Genomic DNA, 24111 nt, shown 5'->3' on the forward strand with positions numbered 1-24111 from the left:
CGAAGGAGACTCCATGTATCTCACGCTCACGGTGGAGAGCTATCAGGGCAGCGCGCCCGATGCGCCGCTCGCTTGTCGCTTCGGCGCGGCGGGCGGCACCATCGGACGCGGCCCCGGCAACGTGCTGACGTTGCCGGATGCGGCGAAGACCGTGTCGCGTGTGCATGCTCGGATCGACTGGAGCGAGGACGGCTGGCGGCTCGCCGATCTCGGCAGCAATCCGAGCCGGGTCAACGGCCGGCCGCTCGCGGGCGGCCAGCCCGCGCCGCTCGGCGATGGCGACGTGCTGGAAATCGGCGGCTACCGGCTCGGCGTGCGCACGATGGCGCGCGCACCCGCCGCGGCTTTCGACGCGCCGCTCGGCGTACACGACCGTCGCGGCTTCGATCCGCTGGACGCGGCGAGCGTGCACGAAGCGGGCGCGGTGCAGGCGTTCGCGCACGATCCGCTCGCCTGCGCGGCGGTGCTCGCGGATTCGCCGCTGCCGGGTCCGCGCTTCGATCCGCTCGGCGGTGAACAGGAAGCGCTCCATCGGCTCGACGGCCATGCGGCGTTCGTCGGATCGCAGAGCGATCACGTACCGCCCGAGCAGGTCGCCTACGTGCCGCCCGTGCGCTCGACGCCGCATGCGCCGGCGGGCGGCATTCCGCACGACTACGACCCGCTCGGCGACATCGCGCTTGTGCCTTGCACGAGCGCCCCGGAGCTGCCGATTCACACGACGGTCGCGGCGAACGACGCCATCGCCGAATCGGCCTACGCGGCGCTGCTCGACGGCATGCGCATCGATGCCGCCGCGCTCGGCACACGCGATGCCGCCGAGATCGCGCGTCTCGCGGGCGCGATGCTGCGCACGGCGGTGCGAGGCGTGGTGGACGTGCTGCTGTCGCGCTCGGTGATGAAGCGCGAAATCAGCCTCGACACGACGATGCTCGTCCAGCGCGACAACAACCCGCTCAAGTTCTTCCCCGACGGCGACGGCGCGCTCGGGCAGATGCTGCGTGGCGCGAGCGCCGGCTATCTGCCCGCGCAGACCGCGCTCGAAAGCGCCTTCGACGATATCCGCCGTCACGAACTCGCGGTCCTCGCGGGCACCCGCGCGGCGATGCAACATCTGCTCGGCCGCTTCGATCCTCAAGCGATAGCCGCTGCCGACACCCGACGCGGCTGGTTCGACTGGCTGCCCGCGTGCCGCAAGGCGCGTCAGTGGGAGCGTCTGGTGGCGCTGCATGCCGAACTGACGCGCGCAAGCGCCGACGACCTTCAGGCGCTGTCCGGCAGCGCTTTCAACGACGCATACGAGCGGCAGGCGAACGGTTTCGCCGATGCGAAGCCGCTCGCTCCTTCCATCCTTCATTGAATCCAAGCGCGAGGCGACGATGTCCAGGAACAACAAGGTGATCTGGTCCGAAGGCATGCTGCTTCAGCCGCAGCATCTGCAGCAGCACGACCGCTATGTGCGCGCGCAGATCGACGCGCGCTGCGCCGCCTTGCGGCCCTATGCGTTCGGCTTTTCGGAACTGGAGATCGATGTCGAGCAACTGAAGCTCGGCCGCATCGCGCTGAATGCGTGCGCGGGCGTGCTGCCCGATGGCAGTCCGTTCCGGCTTCCCGCCGACGATGAACTCCCGCTGCCGCTCGCCGTGCCCGAGGACGCGCGCGATCTGACGGTCGTGCTCGCGCTGCCCGTCGCGCGTCACGGCGCGCCCGAAGCGGCGTACGCGGCGCACGCCGGTCACGATGGCTTCGCGCGCCACCGCATCGCGGAAACGGAAGTGCTCGACAGCAACGAGGGCGCGACCGGCGCCGCGCTCGTGCAGGTCGGCAAGCTGCAACTGCGCCTCGCGTTCGAGGAGGACGTGGCGCACGCGCATACGTCGCTCGGGATCGCGCGCATCGTCGAGCGTCGCGCGGACAACAGCATCGTGCTGGATGCCGCCTACGCGCCGCCGTGCCTCGACTATCGCGTGTCGCGCCGGCTGTGCGGATTCGTCGACGAACTCACGGGCCTCATGCATCAGCGCGCCGATGCGCTCGCCGCGCGCCTCGCCCAGCCCGCCGCGACCGGCGCGGCGGAGATCGCCGATTTTCTGCTGCTACAAGTGCTCAACCGGGCCGAGCCGTTGTTTGCGGGGATTGCGTCGACGACCGGTCTGCATCCGCACGACCTGCATCAGCACGCGTTGCAACTGGCGGGCGAGCTCGCCACCTTCAGCCTGTCCGGCAAGCGTCCGGGCGCGTTCCCGGGTTATCGCCACGAACGGCTCGACGAGACCTTTACGCCGATCGTCAACGCGCTGCGCGCCGCGCTCGCAGCCGTGATGGACCCGCACGCCGTGCCGATCGCGCTGGAAGAGCGCAAGTACGGCCTGCGCGTGGCGATCGTGCCGGACCGCGAGCTGTTCCGCTCGGCGAGCTTCGTGCTGGCGGTGAAGGCCGATCTCGCGCCCGCCGCGTTGCTCAACGGCTTTCCGCAGCAGGCCAAGCTCGGGCCGGTCGAGCGCATCCGCGATCTCGTCAATCTGCAATTGCCGGGCATCGCGCTGCGTGCGCTGGCGGTCGCGCCGCGCCAGTTGCCGTTCCATGCCGGCTTCACCTATTTCGAGCTGGAACGCGGCGGCGATCTGTGGCGGCAGTTCGCGACTTCGGCGGGCGTGGCGCTGCACGTCGCGGGGGATTTTCCCGGTATCGAGTTCGAGTTCTGGGCGATCCGCCCGTGAATCCCCCGCTTCATTCGACGAAGGAACGCATCGTGAATGCACCCGCTTTGCCGCAAGCCGGCTTCGACCCGGACGACACCATTCTGATTCCGCAGCCGGGCGGACGCTTTGCAGAGCATGCGCGCACGGAAGACGCACCGCGCGCCCCGGCGCTGCCCGCCGCGAGCGGCCTGAACCCGCTCGTGCGCGCGGCGAATCCGCTCATCGAACTGGCGTTGCCACTGCGTCAACGGGCCGCGATGACCGATATCGAAGCGCTGCGAGGCGAACTCGTGCGCATGGTGCGCGCCTTCGAGCACGAGGCCCGCGCAAGCCGCATCGATACCGAAAAGCTCGCGGCTGCGCGCTATTGCCTGTGCACCTGCATCGACGAGGCGATCTCGGGCACGCCGTGGGGCAGCGGCGTCTGGGCGAGCCGCAGCCTGCTCGTGACCTTTCACAACGAGGCGTCGGGCGGCGAGCGCTTCTTTCTGATCCTGCAGCGGCTCGCGCAGGACCCGGCGCGCAACATCGACGTGCTGGAGCTTCTGTACGTGATCCTGTCGCTCGGTTTCGAAGGACGCTATCGCCTGATCGACGGCGGACGCAGCCAGCTCGACTCCGTGCGCGAGCGGCTCGAACGCATCATCCGCGACCAGCGCGGCGCGTTCGAGAACGAACTATCGGTGCACTGGCGGCCCGCCGAACGCGCGCGCCGGCCGCTCGGCCAGCGCATGCCGCCGTGGGTCTGCGCAGCACTCGCGGGCGTCGTGGTGGTGGCGACGCACATCGCGCTCGCGATGAGCCTGAATCGCACGTCCGACCCCGTGTTCGAAGCGCTCGATCGCATTCGCGTGAGCGAGCGGCCCGCCGCGCCCGCGAGCGTGATCGCGCCCGCCGCGATGCCCGCCGCCGCCGCGAATCTCGCGGCCTTCCTCGCGCCCGAGATTCGCGAAGGTCTGGTTTCGGTGCGCGAGGCGGCCGACCGCTCGATCGTCACGATCAACGGCGACAACCTGTTCGCCTCCGGCAGCGCGACGCTCGATCCCGCCTACGACACGCTGATCGGGCGCATCGCGCAGGCGCTCGCGGGCGTGCCCGGCAAGGTCGTCGTGACCGGCCATACCGACGATCAGCGGCTCGTGTCCGCGCGCTTCCCGTCGAACTGGCATCTGTCGCAGGCTCGCGCCGATAGCGTGCGCGCGATGCTCGCGTCGCTCACCGGCACGCCCGCGCGCTTTTCGGCCGAAGGGCGCGGCGACGCCGAACCGCTCGCGTCGAACGACACGCCCGCAGGCCGCGCAAAAAACCGCCGCGTGGAGATCACGCTGCTCGCGCCCGGCGCGTCGTCGTGACGCGTCCGGGACACAGATCAGCATGGAGACATCGATGAAAAAGATCGCAGGAACGCTCAGGACGCCGCAATGGCTCACGCTCGCGGGCGTGCTCGCGTTGCTCGTCGTCGTGTGGTTCGAAGGGCCGCTGTTCGCGTTCGATGGCCACGCGCCGCTCGAGACGCCACGCAGCCGCTGGATCGCGATGGCCGCGCTCGTCGCCGTGTGGGGGCTCGTCTGGGGCGCGCGCCTCGTCGCCGCGCGGCTCGTCAATCTGCGCTTCATGACCAGCATGGCGGGGCGGGGACAGGCGGCAGCGGCCGGCAGCGCGGAGCTCGCGGTGCTGCGCGAGCGCTTCGAGCAGGCGCTCGCGATCCTGCGGCAGGCGCGCATGAAAGGCGTCAACGGCCGTCAATGGGTCTATCAGTTGCCGTGGTACATGTTCATCGGCGCGCCGGGCACCGGCAAGAGCACGGCGCTCGCGCATTCCGGCCTGCGCTTTCCGCTTCGCGAGACGCTGGGCGAGGACGCGATCGGCGGCGTCGGCGGCACGCGTCACTGCGACTGGTGGTTCACCGACGACGCCGTGCTCGTCGACACGGCCGGCCGCTTCACGACGCAGGACAGCGACGCACAGGCCGACGAATCCGCGTGGACGGGCTTCCTGCAACTGCTGCGCAAGTACCGGCCGCGGCGGCCGCTGAACGGCGTCATCGTCACGCTGTCGGCGGCGGATCTCGTGCGCGAGGACGACGCCGCCCGCGATGCGCACATCCGCACGATCCGCAGCCGTCTCACGGAACTGAGCGAGCGGCTCGGCGTGCGCTTTCCGGTGTATGTGGTCGTGACGAAGTGCGATCTGCTCGCGGGCTTCACCGAGTTCTTCGACGATCTTGGCGAAGCGGAGCGCAACCAGGTCTGGGGCATCACCTTCGCGCTCGACGAATCGCCGGGAGCGAGCGCGGCGCTCGGCGCATTCCCCGCCGAATTCGATGCGCTCGGCACACGGCTGCAGGCGCGCGTGCTGCATCGCATGCAGCGTGAGACGGACGTCGCGCGGCGCGCGCGCATCTATGGCTTCGCGCAGCAGTTCGCGGGGCTGCAACCGGCGCTCGGCCGTTTTCTCGACGGCGCGTTTCGCGGCACGCGCTTCGAGGCGTCGCCGCTTTTGCGCGGGGTCTATTTCACGAGCGGCACGCAGCACGGCCGGCCGATCGACCGCGCGATCAGCAGCATCGCGCAATCGCTCGGCTTGCGTCGCGACGCCGCGTATAACCGCGATGCGTCGGGGCGCGCGTATTTCATCAACCGGATGCTCAAGGACGTGGTGATCGCGGAAGCCGGGCTCGTGGGTGCGAACGCCCGCTTCGAGCGCTGCAGCGCGTGGCTGCGGCGCGGCGCGCTCGCACTGGTCGGCGTGACGCTCGCGCTCGCGCTCGGGTGCATGGCCGTGAGCTATCAGCGCAATCGCGCCTATGTCGCCGAGTTCGAGCGCGCGACGCAGCATGTCGGGCAACTGGCGCGCGAGGCGAACGCGGCCGCCGATCCGCTCGCGGTGCTGCCGCTCCTGGACGCGGCGCGCGCGCTGCCCGGCGGTTATGCGGACGCCGGCAAGCCGGTGCCGTGGCTCACGCGGCTCTGGCTCTATCAGGGCGACAAGCTCGGTCAGGAGGCGCGCGTGACGTACCGGCGACTGCTCGATCAGACCTTGCTGCCGCTCGCAGTCGGCAAACTGACGCAGGAATTGCACGATGGCGCAACGGGAAACGGTTCGTCATCCGAAGCGTATCGATATGAAGCGCTGCGCGCCTATCTGATGCTCGGCGACGCGCGCCATTTCGACGCCGCCGCGCTGCGCGCGCATCTGGTTCCGGCGCTCGCGGGCGACGCGAGTCCCGCGCAGCGCAGCGCGCTCGACGCGCATCTCGCCGCGCTGTTCGACAAGACGCACTTCGATCCGTCGCTTCCGCTCGACGACGCGCTCATCAAGGCGGCGCGTGCGCGCCTGGCGGAGCTGCCGCTGTCGCAGCGCGTCGGCAACCGGGTGGACGGCGAACTCGCGCAGGGCAACATCGCCGCGTTCAGCGTGAGCGCCGCGGCCGGACCCAATGCGCCGCTGTTGCTGCGGCGCACGAGCGGCGCGCCGCTCACGGCGGGCGTCGCGGGCGCGTACACCCGCGCCGGCTACGCACAATACACGCGCTTGCGCGACGCCGCGCTCGCCAATGTCGAGAAGGACGCGTGGGTGCTCGGGCGCGAAGACGTCGCGCTCACGCACGACGGCATCGCCGCGTTGCGCGCCGCACTCGACGAGCGTTACTTCGACGCGTATATCCACGCATGGGACGCACTGCTCGACGATGTGACCGCCGCGCCCGTCACCGGTCTCGCCGATGGCGCGCGTGTCGCGAACGAGCTGTCCGCGCCCGACTCGCCGCTCAGGAAGTTCATCGTCGCGGCGGCGCGCGAGACGACGCTCGGCGCGAATTCGCCGACGCGCGTCGATGACCACTTCCAGCCGCTGCATCAGCTCGCGGGCAAGCCGGGCGACGCCACGGCGCTCGATCGCGCGCTCGCGCCGCTCAAGGACGCGGCCGTCTATCTCGATGCCGCCGACGCCGCGCGCCGAATGGGTCAGCCCGCGCCCGCCGGCGATGCGCTCGGCAAGCTGCGGCTCGCGAGCCAGACGAGCCCGGCGCCGCTCACGCCGGTCGCCGCGTCGATCGCAACGGCGGGCACGGCGCTCCTCGAAGGCGGCGAGCGCGCCCGGCTGGATGCGCAGTGGAACGCGAACGCCGGCCCGCTGTGCCGCCGCGCGCTCGATGGCCGCTATCCTTTCGTGCGCGCGTCGACCCGCGACGTCGCCGCCGACGATTTCGGCAAGCTGTTCGCGCCGGGCGGCCTCATCGACGATTTCTTCCAGAAGAACCTCGCCGCGCTGGTCGATACGAGCGGGCCGGTCTGGCAATGGCGCGCCGGCACGCCGCCGGCGGGCATGCCGCGCGACGCCCTCGCGCAATTCCAGCGCGCCGCGCAGATCCGCGATGCGTTCTTCCACGACGGCAGCCGCGACATGTCGATCCGCTTTCGCGTGAAGGCGCTTGCGTTCGATCCGGCGCTGACGCAACTCAATCTCGACATCGACGGGCAGCAGCTTGCGCTCAGACAGGACGGCCTTCAGTCGATGCTGTTGCAGTGGCCGAGCGGCAAGAACACGGGCCGCGCGAGCGCGCAGTTCGATCCGGCTTCGGCGACGCAAGCCGCGCCGCTCGACGCGAGCGGTCCGTGGGCGCTCCTGCATCTGATCGATGCGGGCAGGCTCGACGCCACCGCCCAGCCGGACCGCTACAAGCTCACGCTCGATTCCGCCGGACGCAAGGCCGTGCTGGAGCTGGACGCGACGAGCGTCGTCAATCCGTTCCGGCGCGCGCCGCTCGAACAGTTTCGCTGTCCGGAGCATCTGTGATGGCATCGCCGGGTGTCGCCGGATGCTTCGGCAAGCTGCGCGGCAACGGCGATTTCGTGACGCGGCGTCTGCCGCAAAGTTTTGTCGGTCCCTGGGACGCGATGTTGCAGGCGGGCCTGCTCGCGGGCCGCGCGGCGCGCGGGCGTGCGTGGCTCAATTCGTATCTGACCGCCCCGCTGTGGTGCTTCGCGCTCGGCGGCGGCGTGCTGGGTGCGGATGGCTGGGCAGGCGTGCTGATGCCGAGCGTCGACAGCGCGGGCCGGCATTTTCCGTTGACGATCGCCGCGCCCGTCGAACCGGGCGCGTGGTCTATCTGGCGTCCGTATGCGCACGCGTGGTTTGCGCGTTGCGGCGCGCTCGCGCTCGCGACGCTCGACAAGGGCGCAAGTCTCGCGGATTTCGATGCCGGATTGCTGGCGCTATCGCCAGAATATGACGCGAATGAGGTTTCGACGCCGTCGCATGCGGGAGGCTGGGGAACGAGTGTCTGGTGGCACGCGGAATCGGCGCGCACGAGCGCAGGTCTGCCTGATCCCGCGTTCGTCGCGGCGCTCTTCGATGACCGTGCCGGTTAGCAACCGTCGAAGCAGGCGATGACCGCCGTGATGTTGTCCTTGCCGCCCGCATCGAGCGCGAGCGCCACCAGTTGCTCGCAGGCGTCGTCGATGGTTTGCGGCGTCGTCGCTGCGAGGACCGTTTCGATTTCGCCATGCGGCACCTCGCCATGCAGCCCGTCGCTGCACAGCAGATAGCGGTCGCCGGGCAGCCACGCATGCGCTTCGACGACGGGCGCGATCGACGGCAGCGGGCCGAGCGCCTGCAGCAACACATTGCGCGGTGGCAAATGTTCGATGACGCCGCGCTCCAGCGCCTGCTGATAGAGCGTCTGGTCGCGCGACAGTTGCGTGAGCGCGCCGTCGCGATAGCGATAGAGGCGGCTGTCGCCGATGTGCAGCGAAATCAGCCGCGCCGAGCCGGACGGCTGCCAGATGCCGGTCAGCGTGGTGCCCATCGAGCGGTGCGCGAGACCTTCGCGCAGGTTCATCGCGTGAAGCGTCGCGTTGGCGTGGTCGAGCGCGTCGGCGGCGGCGCGCATCGCGCATGCCGAGGCATCGTGCACGGTGGCGTCGGGATCGTCGGAGTGCGAGATGCCGGCGTGAGCGCGACAGGTCGTATCGGCGGCGAGCCGCGTGGCGATGCAGTCGAGCGCGGTCGCGCTGGCGCGCGCGCCGCAGGCGTGGCCGCCCATGCCGTCCGCGACCGCGACGAGGTTCAGCGCCGGATCGATCAGAAAGCGGTCCTGGTTCTCGCGGCGTACGCGGCCGGGGTCGGTGAGGCCGGACGCCGTGCATGCGGCAAGGCGGACTGGCGCGCGGCGGATGAGCGTGTCGGGATTCATCGGTCGTGCTCCTTCGGATGCGTGTCGTGGTGAACGGGCGCTACAGTCCGGCGTCGCGCTGGAAACGCGCGCGGTCGTGTTCATCGGAGATCGCCACCGCGAGCCGTTCGTACAGCGCGCGCAGGCTGGCCGCACGAGCGGCCTCGCGTTTCGCGATGATGGTGGCGATCGGCCCGAGATAAACGGCGAGCTTGAGCGCGGCGGCCCGCACCTCTTGCGCATCGAGCGATGAAGAAGGCGATGTCGCCCCTTGCGCCGTGCCCGTCCCCGACCCGTCCGCGAAGGCGGCGACGAACTGCGCGCGGCCGCGATCGGAAGGCACATGCGGCGCGAGCAGCGCGACGAGCGCGGGCAGATCCGGCGCATCCGCGATACGCGCCGCCGCACGCCGTACAAGCAGACGCGCGACCGGCCCGATCTGCGCGGCAAGTCGCGCCTCGACCGAGGCGAGCGTGGCGGCGGGCCACATCGTGAGCGATGGCAACGAATCTCCGCGCCATGAGCCCGTGCCCGATGATGCGAGCGGAGGGGCTGGCGTCGCCGTCGGCGCTTCGAGAATCGTGCAGTCGTCCGGGGTTGCGGGCCTGCCGTCGGAGACATGCTGAAGCGCCTGCCGCAGCGCATCGGCCGTCTGAAAGCGTGCGGCGGGACGACGCGACAGCGCGCGCATCAGCACGTCATCGATTCCGGGCGGCAGCGCCGGGTTGCAGACGGACGGCAAGCGCGGCGTCTCGTGCATGACTTGCCGCATCACTTCCGCCTGCGATGCGCCCGCGAACGGCCGGCATCCGGTGAGCATCTGATAGAGCACGATCGCGGCGGAGAAGAGGTCGGAGCGCCCATCGACGGGCTCTCCCGTGAACTGCTCGGGTGACATATAGCAAGGGGTGCCGATCATCGCGCCCGCCAGCGTCAGCGTCGACGATTCGACATGCGCGACGCCGAAGTCCGCGACCTTCAGCCGGCCTTGCTCGCTGACGAGCAGGTTCGCGGGCTTGATGTCGCGATGCACGACGCCGTGCTCGTGCGCGAAGCCGAGCGCGGCGAGCAGTTGCGCGAACCAGTCGAGCGCGGTCGCGAGTGCGAGCGGACGGCCCGCGTCGAGCAAGGGCTTCAGTGCGTGTCCGCTGACGAGTTCCATCGCGATATAGGCGGTGTCATCGGCTTCGCCATAGTCGTACACGCCGACGATGTTCGGATGCGCGAGCCGTCCGGCGGCCTGCGCCTCGCTGCGCAGGCGCGTCATCAGACTCGCGCGCTCGCCGGTTTCGAACAGTTCGCGGCGCACCGTCTTCAACGCGACATGCCGCTCGATGTGCGGATCGAAGGCGCGATAGACCACGCCCATCGCGCCCGCGCCCAGCACCGCGTCGATGCGGTACTTGCCCAGTTGCGCGATGCGCGGCGGGTCCATCGCGGCGGCTTTCACCTCATGCCTCGATCATCTTGAATGCTTCCACGAGACTCGTCTTCATGCGCGCGAACGACGCGGCGAGCGAGGCGATCTCGTCGCGGCCGCGCTCGGTGAAGTTCGCGCCGTCGAGTTGTCCGAGGCTGGCTTCGTCGGCGGCGCGCGAGAGGGCGCGGATACGCCGCGTGACGAGCAGATGCACCGTTACGTTCAGCGCGATCAGCAACAGCACGAACACGGCGAAGAGCGAGCCGAGGAAGGTGCGCAGGACAGCATCGCTGCGCGCGACGGGCAGCGCCATCGGCACCGAGACGAAATCCGCGCCGATGACATCGTGCATCGCCCAGTTGAAGCCGTTGTTTGGACCGTATTTGTCGATGAGCGTTTTCGGGGCGCGCGAGGGCACGCTGTGACACTCCATGCAGGCGGCGTCATTGATGCGGTTCGGGCGTGCGATATACAGGTTCTGCCCGGTCGGCGTGTCGCGCAGTCCGACGATCTCCTTGAGCTCGGGCTTGTCGTGCAGATGGCGGATGACATCCGTTTCCCAGTCCGAGGGACGATCGCGCGGATTGGTCGGGTTCAGCATCGTCGAGCGATAGGAGTAGCCCGCGAGGCGCTTTTCCAGCGTCATCAGCGTTTCGACCGCCGAGAAGGCCGGCACCGATTGCGGCACGAAGCTGTATTTGAGCTGCGTCTGCAAAAGCGGCGTGACTTGCGTCGCGGTGTAGTTCTGCGCCGCGCTCGCCGCTTCCATGAGGACGCGCGCATTCTGAACGGTCTCGTCGATGGCCGCGCGACGCAGCAACTCGCGCGCGGCGAACCCGGCCGACACGAAGCCGACGACGAAAACCGCGAGGAACACCAGATTGAACTTGATGGCGAGCGACAGTCTCATGACTCCACCTCGGTTGATTGGTTCTGCGCGGGCGAGACCGCGCGCCGGCGCGGCATGGCGGGAGGCGGACACAGCACGCGCCGCCATTCGGGAAGATTGCGCAGGTTCTGCCGCACCTGGGCGCGGAACGGTTCGCCCTGCGCGAGCGGCCGAAAGCGTGCGACGAAGCCACGCCGGATGGGCAGCGGCGCGCTCAGCCAGTCGGCGATATCGGCATACGTTGCCGGGCGGCCCTGCGCGGGCGCGGCGGGCTTCGCCTTCGCGGGCGTCGCCGATAACGCGAGCGGATCGCGGAAAGGCAGCGGCATCGCGGCGATGAACGACGTCGCCGGGCGCGTGCCCACAACGAGCGGCTTGCCGGTCTCGCGTTCGGCGTAGTGCTCGCCGTCGAGTTGCTGATGTGCGTCGGCATGGTCGGGCAGGGCGAGCGTCATGCTGCCCGCTTCGATGAAGAGCGAAGTCATGTCGCGGCTCGCATGCAGCACCGCCGAGCCATCGCGCAGGCTCGCGTGCAGCGCGGGTGTGTCGATCGACAAGGGATCAAACGCGCCCGCGTGCGGACGTGCGATCTTGATCCAGCCTGAAAGAAGCGCGAGTGCATTGCCGTGCGGCGCGGCATCGATGGCGACGCGCGTGTCGGCGCCAAGCGCGATGATCGTGCCGTCGCCGTCTTCGATTTGCGCGCCGCCGTGTACATCGGTGGCGAGCAGATCGCCCGGCTGAAGCGCGATGGGCATATCGACGTTGAACGCGGTCGTCGCGCGGATCAGCGAGACGGTTCCTTCGGGCAACAGCATCGTCTGGTCCGCTTGCGCGTCGTGAAGCGCGCACAGACATGCAAGGGCGACGCTCAAGCGGAGAGTGTGCAGCAGGGTTCGGGCGTTCATCGCGGCGATGCCTCGGAGCGTGAAGGTATTGCGACGAAAACAGCCGTGCGCCGGTTTCTATTCCACATGAATTTCCCCTATATCGATGGAACAAAAACGGCGCCGGTCATTTCATGCGCGAAGGGCTATCCGTTCAGAAAGCCGAGCACGGCCTTGCGCACCTTCAGGTCCCAGGTCTGCTCTTCCGTGTGGCTCGTGGCGAGCGTGAGCAGACCTTTGATCATCGCGTCGTCGGAATTGAACGCGAAGCCCGCATCGCCCAGATAGTCCGATCCCCAGACCTTGAGGCTATCGACGTACTTGCAGCCGGCCGTGAATTCCGCCTGCGTGACGATGTTCTCGTCGTCCTTGAACATCGCGAGGAAGTGCATCTTGTCGCCGCAAATGCCGGAGTTGAGCGCCAGCACCGAGAGCGCCGGAATCGGCACCGCATAGCGCTTGAACCAGCCGTTGAAGGCGATCGGCCGCGTATGCAGCGCGTCGCGTTGCATGCGTGCTTCCCAGTAGCCCTTCGCCTGCTCGCAAAAGCGCTTGATGCGCTTGATCTCCACGATCTTCCAGATGACCTTCGCGAGCGTTTCCATGATGGACACGACCGCATCGATGATGGTCGACGCACCCTGGCTCGCGAACTGCAACCCGAGGCTCGCGCCGCCTTTCACGAGGTCATAGACGCCGGAACCGATGCTCAGCTTCATCGCGCGCCTGATCGCTTCCACGATGGTGCCGGGATGCCCGGTCAGCAGTTGCACGTCGCGGCCTTGCACCCATTCGCGATACTTGGTGATGCTGCTGTCGACGGTATTGGCGATGCCCTTGGCGATATCGAGGCCCGCGCCGATGAACGGCGCGAGCGTGGCGAGCAGCTTGCCGCACAGGAAATCGACGAGCTTGCGCAGGAGCGCGGGCATCGTGTCGAGCGCGAAACCGCCGGGATCGTTACGGATGTCCGCGACCTTTTCGCGAATCATGTCCCACAGTTTTCTCGCCCCTTCCTCGACTTTGGCGCGGATGGCCTCGTACAGCCGCTGCGCCGCGCTGCTCAACGCCGGCAACGTGAGCGTGGCGTTGGTGAGCTGATTCGACTTCGTGAGCGTCGGTTCCTTGTGCCTTCTGATCTTCTTCTGCACCTGTTCGAGCGCGAGCGACGCCGATTTCTGCACGACGCTGTTGTCCAGCACCGCGGATGCGCGCGCCGCCGCGACATTGGTGTCCGGCGCGAATCCGAGGCCGACGTTCGTGATATCGAAAGCGCCTTCCAGCAGCACCTGAAACGTGTCGTCTTCCAGTTCCAGGTTGCCGAAGAGATACAGCACGCCGAGGCGCGCGTTGATGAGCGCCGGCGTCATGAAGTCCTGCGCGCCTGCCGCGGCGTCCGTGTCGCCGTTGCCGTGCAGTTGCTGATCGAGCAGCGTGAAGTACTTCGAGCCGTTGCGCGATGCGCTTCTCCAGGCGTCGTCGGGACCGGCCGAGAGTCGCCAGCGCTCGAACGCCTGCACCAGCGCGTGAAACTGATGAACCGTCCGGTTGCGGTGATACATGAGGATCTGCTGATCCAGATCCTTCAGCGCGGCGCCGCGTACCTGAAGCAGCGCCGAGGTTCCTCTGAGCCATTCATCGTGGGCAACGATGTCGGGCAACTGGGCATAAGCGTAGGGCATGGAGAGGTCTCCTCGAAAACCTGAGGTGGTGATTGACTGTCGGGGAGGCGTCCTAGCACCAGGCGATATCGTTCAGCTTCACGTAGCGGCTTTCGATCAGGCGGCCGCTGCGGCTGCGCAGGTCCACCCGATAGATGCAGCCGAAACTGAAGAAGTTGTGTTCGAGGACAAAGATTTCGCGGTGCATGATGCCTCCTGTCGGGCCGGTTCGCTGAGCGAATCGTGGCGATCGTGGTCGCCGTGGGATGTCGCGACCGTCGAAAGCAAAACAGCGGGGTGGGAGGATTTGTTCCGCGTGCGAGGGGGACTTTATTTGCGGGCGAGAAAGGAATAAACGCGGCGCTGAAGTGTCGCGGCCACCACTCAACATTCGAAAGCACATTTCACATTGCGGGATCTTCCGGCAATTTGCGCAGTCGTGCTTTTTTGCCGCTTGAAAACGGTTTTTGCATCGCAAAAACTGCCGTGTAACCCATTGAAAATTAAGCGTAATTTATGTCTTATGTCTTATATAAGACTTCACTCAGAGCCGATAAACGGCGGTACTATTAAGTCATGCAGTTCGCTTCGACAAACGTCGCGACACGCCAAACCGTTTAGTTAACCGCGCTTTGCTCTCAGGAGAGTCACATGGCCCAATATCAAGAAGACATCAAGGCAGTTGCTGGTCTGAAAGAAACCAACGGCAGCGCCTGGAACGCCATCAACCCCGAGTACGCCGCTCGGATGCGTGCCCAGAACAAGTTCAAGACGGGTTTGGACATCGCCAAGTACACCGCGAAGATCATGCGTGACGACATGGCCGCCTACGATGCCGATCCGTCCAAGTACACGCAGTCGCTGGGCTGCTGGCACGGCTTCATCGGGCAGCAGAAGATGATCTCCATCAAGAAGCACTTCAACAGCACCGAGCGCCGTTACCTTTACCTGTCTGGCTGGATGGTTGCCGCGCTGCGCTCCGAGTTCGGGCCGCTGCCGGATCAGTCGATGCACGAAAAGACTTCCGTCAGCGCGTTGATCCGCGAGCTGTACACGTTCCTGCGTCAGGCCGATGCCCGTGAACTGGGCGGCCTGTTCCGACAGCTCGACGCGGCCGAAGGCTCTGCGAAGGCCGCGATCCAGGAAAAGATCGATAACCACGTCACTCACGTCGTGCCGATCATCGCCGACATCGACGCGGGCTTCGGCAACGCGGAAGCAACGTATCTGCTGGCCAAGCAGTTCATCGAAGCGGGCGCATGCTGCATCCAGATCGAGAACCAGGTGTCCGACGAGAAGCAGTGCGGCCACCAGGATGGCAAGGTCACCGTGCCGCACGAGGACTTCCTGGCCAAGATCCGCGCGATCCGCTACGCGTTCCTGGAACTGGGCGTGGACGACGGCATCATCGTGGCGCGTACCGATTCGCTGGGCGCAGGCCTCACCAAGCAGATCGCCGTGACTCATACGCCGGGCGATCTGGGCGACCAATACAACGCGTTCCTCGATTGCGAGGAACTGTCGGCGGACGAACTGGGCAATGGCGACGTCATCATCAAGCGCGATGGCAAGCTGCTGCGTCCGAAGCGCCTGCCGAGCAACCTTTTCCAGTTCCGCGCCGGTTCGGGCGAAGCGCGCTGCGTGCTGGATTGCGTCACCGCGCTGCAGAACGGCGCCGACCTGCTGTGGATCGAAACCGAAAAACCGCACATCGCGCAGATCAACGGCATGGTGAGCGAGATTCGCAAGGTCGTCCCGAACGCGAAGCTGGTGTACAACAACAGCCCGTCGTTCAACTGGACGCTGAATTTCCGCCAGCAGGCGTTCGACGCGATGAAGGAAGCGGGCAAGGATGTGTCGGCGTACGACCGCGCCCAGTTGATGAGCGTGGAGTACGATCAGACCGAACTGGCGAAGCTCGCCGACGAAAAGATCCGTACCTTCCAGGCCGACGCATCGCGCGAAGCAGGCATCTTCCATCACCTGATTACGCTGCCGACCTATCACACTGCCGCATTGTCGACTGACAACCTCGCCAAGGAATACTTCGGCGATCAGGGCATGCTGGGTTATGTGGCTGGCGTGCAGCGCAAGGAGATCCGTCAGGGCATCGCCTGCGTGAAGCATCAGAACATGTCCGGCTCGGACATCGGCGATGATCACAAGGAGTATTTCAGCGGCGAAGCGGCCCTGAAGGCGGCGGGTAAAGACAACACCATGAACCAGTTCTGATAAGCAGCGACACTTCGAGCAAAACGCCAACCCATGCGGGTTGGCGTTTTTTTTAAGTGTGCGGGTGACGCCAACGGATATCGTGGGTCTGTCGGGTAGCAGGCGTCATGTGCGGCTTGTGGCCCTCGTCCATCAAAGATGATTCCTCGCTTAATCAATGGCATAGAACGACACGGCGAATTGGCACGTCCCATGCAATGTTGGTGTCGAGCCAGCGTTGCCTTGCGCGGAATGACGTAGTACGGCATCGGGAGGCTTCGAAACACCGGAGTCAACCCATGCTGCTCGCCCGACTGCTTCTCTGCTTTCTCCGATGCACGTTCGCTGCGGCAGTGCTTTTGCCGTTCGTCGCGGGCGCCGCGAGTCTGCCAGCCGCATCCCACAGTTACGAACCCGGAACGCGCGAAGAGGATTCCAGCGCTTCGGCCATGCCTCACGCGCTGAAGACCGGCATCGAGCGTCTGCGTACCGGGACGTGGTGGGAAGCCAACCGGAAGATCCGCCCGGAACTCGCGCAAGTCGGCGACCTGATGTTTCTCTTGCCGCTTGCCGACAAGAAGCTCGAACCGTCGTCGGATGCGATCGGCCGCGTGCAGCGCCTGCGCGAAGCGATGCGCAGCCACCAGACGCGCCAGCCTGCCGGCTGGAGCCGCCTCGTTGCACAGGTGCGGGCCGAGCGCGCGAAGGCCGGCGATGCGTCGGCCGCGCTGCTCGCCGATGCGCTCGTCAACGAGGTGCGCTACCGCGACGGAACCGATGGCAGCTACTACGCGCCGGCACGGTTCTTTGCCGAAAGCGGCGTATGCAAGGACTTCGCCGTCGCCAAGTATCTGCTGCTGCGTGACGCGGGTTTCGATATCGCGCGACTGCGTCTCGTGTCGCTCGCGCCGCGCTACAACAACACGCCGGACGACTGGCACGTCATTCTCGTCGTGCAGATCGACGGCGCGAGCGAACCGCTCGCACTCGATTCACCGAGCGCGCCGACCGTGAAGCGATCCGACGATACGGCCAACGGTCCGTCCATGCTGCTCGGTGCGATCCTCGCCGGCCGCAAGCCCGCCGACGCGGTGTTGCGCGCGCCCGCCGGACCGCTCGCTACGCCGCTCAGTCTGTCAGGCCAGGCGCGGCGGCCCATTGCGACCGTGTTCAACGAAGAGGGCAGCCGTTCGTTCGAACGTGCCGCGCCGGGCGCGCTGCGACACGCGTCGGCGGTTGGGCGAAGCGCGAGCGCGATGTATGTCGATGAAATGGGCGATCCGTGGAAAGTCGATAGGTCTGGGGTGTTTCCGAAATGGCGCGTTGCTGTTGAGCAGGTTGAAGCGGTGGAGAAGGCGGAGCAGGCGGCAAGGTTGATACGTGTGGCGGGGCGTTGAGTGAGGCGTCGAGGTGATTTTGTATCGGCTTGAGCGCAGGCTCTTGTCGCGAGCGTGACTCGCATACCGAGACGGGGGGCGGGCTTATGCAAAGCATCGCATGAGGCGATGTGGTGCTCGGAATAATCGCGAAGACGTCATGCCTTGCGTCCGCTACGGGCGGCTTTAAGTCGACGTCTCGTGCCTCCTCATTGAGCGCATACATGAGCGGCCTTCAGTCCATATCGGCAGCACGAATTCAAATTCCTGGATTCCAGTCGTCTTTTGATCGCGATGTACGTCTGCGCGACCCTCTCCCGGCGACCGGCTCGTTTTCGATCCTGCTTCCGTTCGATCGAACTGCTTCGCGCATGGTTCGTCGTGGCCGCGCGTCGACGCTGCCATCACCCTCATAGCCCGTTCACCCGTTTGTTGAAGGTGCTTCATGAGCACGACTACGCGACAGGAAAGCACCGATGACCTCTTGTCCGACGACGACATCGGACCGGCATTGTCCGATCTCCGGTTGTCCTGTCAGAAGCCGGTCTGGTTCGCGCAGATCGAGCAAGAACAGGAAAGCCAGAAGCGCACCTCACCCGCGATCCGGCATGTTCGGGAGAACTTCTCCCGCAGGATCGCGCTCAAGGAGGTGGCGGATCTGTGCCGGCTCAGTCCGTCTCAGTTTTCGAGAACATTCAAGGTGGAACAGCATCTGAGCTTCGGGGAATTCGTGCTTCGATTCCGGCTCTGGATGGCGCTGCATCGCCTGACATCGAACCGGGAGCTGGTGAAGGAAGTCGCTTATGCGGTGGGATTCAACGATATGTCGTATTTCGCGCGCTCATTCAAGCGCTATTTCGGCACATGCCCTAGCGAACTGAAGACGATGTCGATGCATCGCGTCGATGACTCGCACGGCGCTCAGGACGGGTAGCCTTCCCGCCGATACGTCACGACTGGTAGTCTAGCGTAAGGATAACTAAATTATTATCGACAGTACTCCATTGAAGAAAACCATGCGGTGGTTGAAAAGAACCCTGCGCAAGTGGGGACCGCAGTCCCGCGAAGCGCGGGTTTCAAGAAACGCCCCGAACGTTCAAAGTACGGATCAGGCAGTGGTTTGATCCATTGCATATCGGGCCAGTCCGAGGACGGAAAGTTCTCTCGACGGCTCAACGAAGGGGCGGCAATCATGCGGCAAATGCAGCAGCAGATTCGCGTTTCTGACGGACACGCGTTCGTCTGGATCGACCTCACGAAAGAACCATCCTCGTCCGTCGCGCATTCGATAGCCGGTGAATTCGAGTTCAGAACGGTGCGCGAACCGCAGCATATCGTCGGAGCTATCGAACACTGCGCGCCGCCCTTCATCTGCGTGGAACTCGCGGAAGAGAGCGGCGGCGACGCCGGTCCGAAGAGCATCGACATGCTCAAGCGTGTTAGCGAGGCCTGTCCCGATCTGCCCGCACTCATCGTCGTCGGGCACGGCTCGTCGATGGCGGCGCTGTGTGCCATACGCCTGCGCGTGTGGAACGTGATCATCAAGCCGGTCAGCGCAACGGAATTGCACAGGACGATTCGTGCGATGGTCGCGACGTTTCAGCCGGGCGGGTCACGGGAAGCGTGGCCCGCGGTCGCCGGGAAAGCCGATGAGCGACCGGGCATCGTGCGTACATCGTCGGCGATCTCTTACGTGGCGAGCCACTACATGGGCAGGATCACGATCAACGATGTCGCCGCGCAATGCAGGCTCAGTCCTTCGCAGTTTTGCAGGACGTTCAAGAAGGAGCATCACATGAGCTTCGGGCGTTACCTGCTTCGCTATCGCATGGATCGTGCGCGCGAGCGGCTCAGCCTCGCCGATGTGCTCGTCGGAGAAGTCGCCTTTGAAGTCGGCTTCAATGATCTCTCGTACTTCACGCGATCATTTCGCCGGGAGTTCGGATTGTGTCCGACCGAGTTTCAGGCCGGCGCGATCCGACAGCAGGCATCACCGATGCCTGCGTAAAAGGGCGGCGCGGCCGCGATCTCAGGGGCGAGGAGAAACATCGACGTCAAGCTCGAAGGTCGAGCAGGGCGAAGGATCCTTTTCCCATGCGCGTACGCAGTTCAGCACGATCCGCGCGTTGCCCGCGCCGCTCGCAACGAAAACCCATCTCGCCATGCCGCCCGCACCGGGCGGACCCTGCCCCGCGATGTAGCCGGACCCGCGCGACGTCAGCACGCCGTCGGCGCTTCTGGCGAGCGTCCAGCGAAAGCCCGTGGCCGGCGTCTCATCGAGCTCGACGATGAGTTCATCATCGAACTCGAGTTCGACGGTACGGCCCGAGTCCGTTTGCGTGACAGTCGTGCTGCGCATGGGCGTGCTTGCTCCGGATCTCGATGCGTGATCTACGGACGCGACCGTTCAGGCCGCGACGAGGCGAATCGTCCAGAAATCGGACGACAGGTCCGTATCGGTGAGGTAAGCATAGGGCATCGTGCAGTATCCGTTCTTGCCCCAGCTCTCGCCCCATGAATTGCGGACGATGAAGCGCTGCTGCGCGTCGTCATAACCGACGGCGACGACGCAGTGCCCGCCGAGCAGCTGTTCCTGAGGCGAGGGCATCGGAACGATGCCGGTCTGCGCCACCTCGGCGCTCTCGAAGCTCTCGTAGACGCTGAATCCGAACACGATCGGATAGCCGTCGGCGAGACATCCCTTCATCTGGTTCAGGTTCTGCACCAGGCGCGAGTACTGCACGACCTTGTATTTCAGCGCTTCCGTGTAGCAGTTTTTCGGCGGCTTCGATCTGAACTGGCCGATGTCATAGGGCCAGCTGGTTTCGGGGCAATCGCCTTGCTTCGCCACGGACTTGAATCCGTCGCGGATCATTGCGCCGCTGTCCGAGTCGACCGTGTGCTCGATGACGCGCTCGTTGTAGTAGATGAAGAGCCGCGAGGGATTGAAGGGCGGCTGGAGGTTCTGCTTCATGCGGTCGAACTGCAGCGCCGCGGCGATACCGTTGGCCGTGCAACTGCCGAGGCTGCCCTGGTCATAGACCGGCGGACATTGGGCGGTCAGGTCGACCTTGGCGGGCAGCGCCGCGAGCCGCGTGACGGGCGCAGCGTAAAGATGGTCCCGGTGGTCGGGCAGGTCTCGCACCCATCCGTAGTGCTTGGTCTTGAATGCCATGTCAGTCTCCTTTGGAAGTCGATCATTCGAGGTCGCGCGCACGCGGTCGACGGTTCGCGTGCGATGTTCATCGCGACCGTCCGGCGGCTGCACGGCAAAGAATACGGCGGCACGCGCGGGCCGCGTTAGTACGATCCTGCTGGATGAATAGGAGAATCGTGCTGCCGATGCGATGTCGGGTGAATCGCCACGTTGCCGGGGACAAGTGCGTGGCGTATGCTGCGTGAACGGGCCGGTTCACATCCGAGCGGGGCGCATGAAGTCATGAGCAATTCGACGCCTTCAAGCGGCAGCGACACCACCGAGGTTCAGATCAGGCTGAACGACAGGACGTTGTTCGGCAATGACGCGGGTGAAGACGAAAACATCGATGTCCTCACTTCGTATTTCGTGAACCAGCCTGCCTTCGGTGAGTTCCTCGACCCGAACGTTCGTCTTCAGGTGGCGCGGGCGCGTAAAGGCATGGGCAAATCGGCGCTGCTCGCCAAGTTCGCGCACGACCTCGCTGCACTGCCGTGCAAGCCGCTCATCGTCAATGTGGTGCCGTCCACGCTCGCCGGCATGCTGGCACCGCCGGACAGCGACACTGCGGTGATGCTCGAGAACTATTGGAAACAGGTGATTTGCCGCGCGATCAATTTCGAAATCGCCAAGTCGATCGGATTCGCCTGGCGCGACGACGACATCACGCTCGTCGAGACCGCCGAGCTGGCGGGGTTCAGAGGCAAGAGCCTCGTCGGGGCGCTCACGAGCCGTCTGCTCGGCAAGATCAGCCTCTTCGGCGCGATCGAGATCACGCAGAAGTCCATCCCGGTGCAGAACCATGACCAGATGCTCAAGCGCATGCAGGATGCGGAGCGCGATGCGCGGGATGTCTGGTTCCTGCTCGACGACATCGACACCCGGTTCAGAAACGTGCCCGCTCAGCAGGCTTATGTTGCTTCGTTCTTTTCCGCGTGCAGGAGCCTGATTCGTGAGATCAACGGCATCTCGATTCGCGCCACGGTCAGGAGCGACGTATGGTCGGGTCTGACCAGCGTGGAAGATCTCGACAAGTTCGAGCAGTACATTTGCGACATTGCGTGGACCACGAACCAGCAGAAGGATATCGTCGTCAAACGGATTCATGCCTATGTGCAGCGCGAGTATCCCGCCTGCAGCATCGCGAAGAACTGGACCATTGCGGCCGACGCCGACGCGCTCACCGAACTCGTCTTTGCCCGCAGATTCAAGTGGGGCAGCGAAGGTGTTCCGCCTATCAACGTGCTGCGAATTTTCGCCGGTGGCAGACCGCGATGGATGGCTCAGCTCTGCCGGCTCGCCGGCAACAGGGCTGTGGTGAATAACAGCGCCCGGATCGGCGTCAATGAGATCAACGAGATCATGCCGGAGTTCGGGAAACGGCGGCTCGCTGATCTTTACAACGAGCACGGACACCAGTTCGCGGACCTGCGAAAGCTGATCGAGATTTTCAGCAATGGCGAGCGCAGTTACACCACAACGGAACTCGGCCGCAAGATCACGCAGGCGTACGTCCGCACGAAGAGCGCCAAGTCCATTCCCGACATCGACGGCGCTCCTTACCGGCATTCGATGCAGATCTCCCAGTTCCTCTTCCGATGCGGCTTTCTCGTGGGCCGTGCGGCGGAGGTCGGTCCTGACGGCGTCGCGTTCGTGACCTACGAGATGCGCCCTGATCTGCTGCAGGTGGACGCCAATCCCGACGACGGCATGGACTGGGAAATACAGGCGCCGTACAGAAGGGCGTTGCGCATCCGCTGAACCGCAGGTTCGCGATATGCGCGGCCCGGTGTGAAATAACTTCAATGCGCATCGCATATGTTCGGCTGCCGACCGAGCAGGCGTAGCCTCATATCGTGCGCAACGCGGGCGAACATATGGCACTTCCCCACGCGCCGCGGATGCGTGATGATAGTCCCCATTGTCGAGATGACCTCGCGATCAAAACGTGCGACGAGTCGGGAGACAGAGTTTTAAGGAGAGCAAAATGTTTGCGACACGAGTCTTGCTAAGGCCTAATTCGAGCCGACTGCATGAAACCGATGGCGCCCGTGAAGGAATTCGGGCAGGGCGCCATGTCGGCACCCAATGGCCCGGCAGTTTTGCAAAGATGCAGAGCAGTTGACAGATGGCGCCCCGTGCCGCCATCTTTTCTGTAGCCATCTCAATGGCCTGAGGAAGGAACATTAAAGACGGTGGCATGCGTGCCTGAGAAGGTCACGAAGAAGTTGTCGGCCATATCGGCGGCGACATTTGTCAATTCACACACGCGGCAAGCAGGACACTCGAAGCGACGAGAGCCTCATGCTCTCGTCGCTTTCTTGTTTATCCCGCGCACTTCTCCACTTCCTTCTCCGCGAGTTCATTCACGCGGATCGCGGCCTCGGTGCGGTTGCGCACACCCAGCTTGTCGTAGATCGCACATGAGACCTGCCTGACGTGGCCTGGGCTGATGTCGAGCTCACGCGCGATTTCCTTTCCCGACAGGCCGCGCCCGATACGACGCGCGACCTCCCATTCGCGCGGCGACAGTCCGTGCGGATTGCGCATGCGCTCGTCGAGGCGGGTGCATGTGAGGCGACGCAGGACGGCATCGGGAATCCAGAGGTCGCCGGCGAGGATGCGTCGCAGGCCGTTCAGCGTATGCCGATGATCGTTGCGTCCCACCAGAATGCCTTGCGCCGCGTGATCGCCGAGGCACGTGCGTATGGTTTCGACGGCCTGATCGTCGATATGCCCGTGCGTCATCCACGCGGCGACGGGAACATTGTGCCGGTTGTGAGCCTGAAGTTGTTCGAGGGTGCGGGCGCCACGCGGCGCGTCGTCGAGATCGAGATCGAGAAACACGAAGTCGGGGGGTGGATCGCGGGTCAGTTCTTCGATCGCACGCGCAAATGTGAAGACCGGCACGACCTTGATGCACGCCATGCCGAGCTCTTCCGCGTTCAGTTCAAGATAGTGCGCGAGCGCGATGCAGTGAAGCTCGTGACTGTCTGCCCACACGATTTTCATTGCCGTTTCTCCTGCCTTCCATGTGCTGCGAAAGAACTGCGAAATCCGTAGCGCAAGCAACGCGCCGGTTTCAGGCAAGCCTGGCCGAATGCACGTGATAGCGATCATAAAGTCGCCGACCAAAAACGCAATCCCTTCTGAAAGAGGGAGCCAGATCGAGGGGGCAAGGTGCGAAAGTCGATTATCCATAGCTTTTCAGTCTGCACATACCGAAAATTGAGGCATTGGCACTCAAAGAGATAAAAGCACAATAGTCATAGCGAGTAGCATGATTGTTATAACGGAACCGCAAACGCTTCCATTACACTGCGCTTAAGCAGAGTCCAGATGAAAGCGTTTAGTCATCCCAACGAGATTCCAGATATACGAGTGAAACGACGAGATCCGGAGGAATAATGCCGGGGCCGAGATACGTGCGCGTTCGGAAGCACCTGAAGGGCTGCCGCACGTTCAAACACCAAGCTTATTTCCCAAGGCGTGTGGCACGCCCTGGAGTAATGCGCTGTTTCATTCCAATTTGAATATTGAAAAAGCAAGCACGAGGGAGCATTAGCCGGGCCGGCACTCCAGCGCGTTCGTCGC

The 24111-nt window shown here is 65.0% G+C and carries 19 protein-coding genes; 10 read left to right on the forward strand and 9 right to left on the reverse strand.

Annotation, left to right across the window (positions count from 1 at the left end; all coding sequences use genetic code 11):
* Nucleotides 1-13: 13 nt before the first annotated feature.
* The 5 genes from tagH to tagF are packed head-to-tail and all read left to right on the forward strand — an operon-like array spanning nucleotide 14 to nucleotide 8074.
* Complete coding sequence (tagH, locus tag PQR08_RS09640; protein ID WP_250487331.1) at nucleotides 14-1360, forward strand: type VI secretion system-associated FHA domain protein TagH; 1347 nt, start codon at nucleotides 14-16, stop codon at nucleotides 1358-1360.
* Between the two features lie 19 nt (nucleotides 1361-1379).
* Nucleotides 1380-2720, forward strand: coding sequence for a type VI secretion system baseplate subunit TssK (tssK, locus tag PQR08_RS09645; RefSeq protein ID WP_250487332.1), 1341 nt, complete (start codon nucleotides 1380-1382; stop codon nucleotides 2718-2720).
* A gap of 32 nt (nucleotides 2721-2752) precedes the next feature.
* The gene (locus tag PQR08_RS09650) at nucleotides 2753-4054 is read left to right on the forward strand and encodes a DotU family type VI secretion system protein (protein WP_250487333.1); all 1302 of its coding nucleotides are present in this window, start codon (nucleotides 2753-2755) and stop codon (nucleotides 4052-4054) included.
* A 34-nt stretch (nucleotides 4055-4088) separates the two neighbouring features.
* Nucleotides 4089-7499 (forward strand): type VI secretion system membrane subunit TssM, encoded by a 3411-nt coding sequence (gene tssM, locus PQR08_RS09655; RefSeq protein WP_250487334.1) that lies wholly within the window; start codon nucleotides 4089-4091, stop codon nucleotides 7497-7499.
* Nucleotides 7499-8074: a type VI secretion system-associated protein TagF gene (gene tagF, locus PQR08_RS09660; protein WP_250487335.1), complete on the forward strand. Its 576-nt coding sequence runs from the start codon at nucleotides 7499-7501 to the stop codon at nucleotides 8072-8074. The genes tssM and tagF overlap by 1 nt, the downstream gene beginning before the upstream one ends.
* Here the strand turns inward: tagF and PQR08_RS09665 are convergent.
* From PQR08_RS09665 to PQR08_RS09690, 6 genes are all read right to left on the reverse strand, one after another.
* Nucleotides 8071-8898 (reverse strand): PP2C family protein-serine/threonine phosphatase, encoded by an 828-nt coding sequence (locus PQR08_RS09665; protein ID WP_250487336.1) that lies wholly within the window; start codon nucleotides 8896-8898, stop codon nucleotides 8071-8073. The two genes, tagF and PQR08_RS09665, sit on opposite strands and share 4 nt — an antisense overlap.
* Nucleotides 8899-8938: 40 nt before the next feature.
* The gene (locus tag PQR08_RS09670) at nucleotides 8939-10327 is read right to left on the reverse strand and encodes a serine/threonine-protein kinase (protein WP_250487337.1); all 1389 of its coding nucleotides are present in this window, start codon (nucleotides 10325-10327) and stop codon (nucleotides 8939-8941) included.
* Between the two features lies 1 nt (nucleotide 10328).
* Nucleotides 10329-11207: a Tll0287-like domain-containing protein gene (locus PQR08_RS09675; protein ID WP_250487338.1), complete on the reverse strand. Its 879-nt coding sequence runs from the start codon at nucleotides 11205-11207 to the stop codon at nucleotides 10329-10331.
* Nucleotides 11204-12094 (reverse strand): FecR domain-containing protein, encoded by an 891-nt coding sequence (locus PQR08_RS09680; protein ID WP_250487339.1) that lies wholly within the window; start codon nucleotides 12092-12094, stop codon nucleotides 11204-11206. Before PQR08_RS09680 ends, PQR08_RS09675 begins: the two co-directional genes overlap by 4 nt.
* 125 nt (nucleotides 12095-12219) lie before the next feature.
* Nucleotides 12220-13755: a hypothetical protein gene (locus PQR08_RS09685; protein WP_250487340.1), complete on the reverse strand. Its 1536-nt coding sequence runs from the start codon at nucleotides 13753-13755 to the stop codon at nucleotides 12220-12222.
* A 52-nt stretch (nucleotides 13756-13807) separates the two neighbouring features.
* Entirely contained in the window at nucleotides 13808-13942 is a 135-nt protein-coding gene (locus PQR08_RS09690) for a hypothetical protein (protein ID WP_255503495.1), read from the reverse strand.
* 443 nt (nucleotides 13943-14385) lie between these two features.
* On the opposite strand from PQR08_RS09690, the gene PQR08_RS09695 reads away from it, so the two are divergent.
* The 4 genes from PQR08_RS09695 (at nucleotide 14386) to PQR08_RS09710 (ending at nucleotide 19329) form a co-directional block, all read left to right on the forward strand.
* Nucleotides 14386-15966, forward strand: coding sequence for an isocitrate lyase (locus PQR08_RS09695; RefSeq protein WP_250487341.1), 1581 nt, complete (start codon nucleotides 14386-14388; stop codon nucleotides 15964-15966).
* Between the two features lie 278 nt (nucleotides 15967-16244).
* Nucleotides 16245-17342: a transglutaminase domain-containing protein gene (locus tag PQR08_RS09700; protein WP_250487342.1), complete on the forward strand. Its 1098-nt coding sequence runs from the start codon at nucleotides 16245-16247 to the stop codon at nucleotides 17340-17342.
* A 424-nt stretch (nucleotides 17343-17766) separates the two neighbouring features.
* Nucleotides 17767-18255: a helix-turn-helix transcriptional regulator gene (locus tag PQR08_RS09705; RefSeq protein ID WP_250487343.1), complete on the forward strand. Its 489-nt coding sequence runs from the start codon at nucleotides 17767-17769 to the stop codon at nucleotides 18253-18255.
* 258 nt (nucleotides 18256-18513) lie between these two features.
* Nucleotides 18514-19329: an AraC family transcriptional regulator gene (locus PQR08_RS09710; protein ID WP_250487344.1), complete on the forward strand. Its 816-nt coding sequence runs from the start codon at nucleotides 18514-18516 to the stop codon at nucleotides 19327-19329.
* Nucleotides 19330-19350: 21 nt separating this feature from the next.
* Here PQR08_RS09710 and PQR08_RS09715 read toward each other — a convergent pair whose 3' ends face one another.
* Nucleotides 19351-19680: a protease inhibitor I42 family protein gene (locus tag PQR08_RS09715; protein ID WP_250487345.1), complete on the reverse strand. Its 330-nt coding sequence runs from the start codon at nucleotides 19678-19680 to the stop codon at nucleotides 19351-19353.
* Nucleotides 19681-19728: 48 nt separating this feature from the next.
* Complete coding sequence (locus PQR08_RS09720; RefSeq protein WP_238289249.1) at nucleotides 19729-20496, reverse strand: C1 family peptidase; 768 nt, start codon at nucleotides 20494-20496, stop codon at nucleotides 19729-19731.
* A gap of 264 nt (nucleotides 20497-20760) precedes the next feature.
* Between PQR08_RS09720 and PQR08_RS09725 the strand changes: the two genes are divergently transcribed.
* Nucleotides 20761-22278, forward strand: coding sequence for a P-loop ATPase, Sll1717 family (locus PQR08_RS09725; RefSeq protein WP_250487346.1), 1518 nt, complete (start codon nucleotides 20761-20763; stop codon nucleotides 22276-22278).
* Nucleotides 22279-22842: 564 nt separating this feature from the next.
* Here PQR08_RS09725 and PQR08_RS09730 read toward each other — a convergent pair.
* Nucleotides 22843-23529 carry a helix-turn-helix transcriptional regulator gene (locus tag PQR08_RS09730; RefSeq protein ID WP_250487347.1) on the reverse strand — a complete coding sequence of 229 codons (687 nt, stop codon included), beginning with the start codon at nucleotides 23527-23529 and terminating at the stop codon, nucleotides 22843-22845.
* Nucleotides 23530-24111: the final 582 nt, after the last annotated feature.

It is taken from the genome of Caballeronia jiangsuensis, assembly GCF_046030135.1.
Lineage (GTDB): Bacteria > Pseudomonadota > Gammaproteobacteria > Burkholderiales > Burkholderiaceae > Caballeronia > Caballeronia jiangsuensis.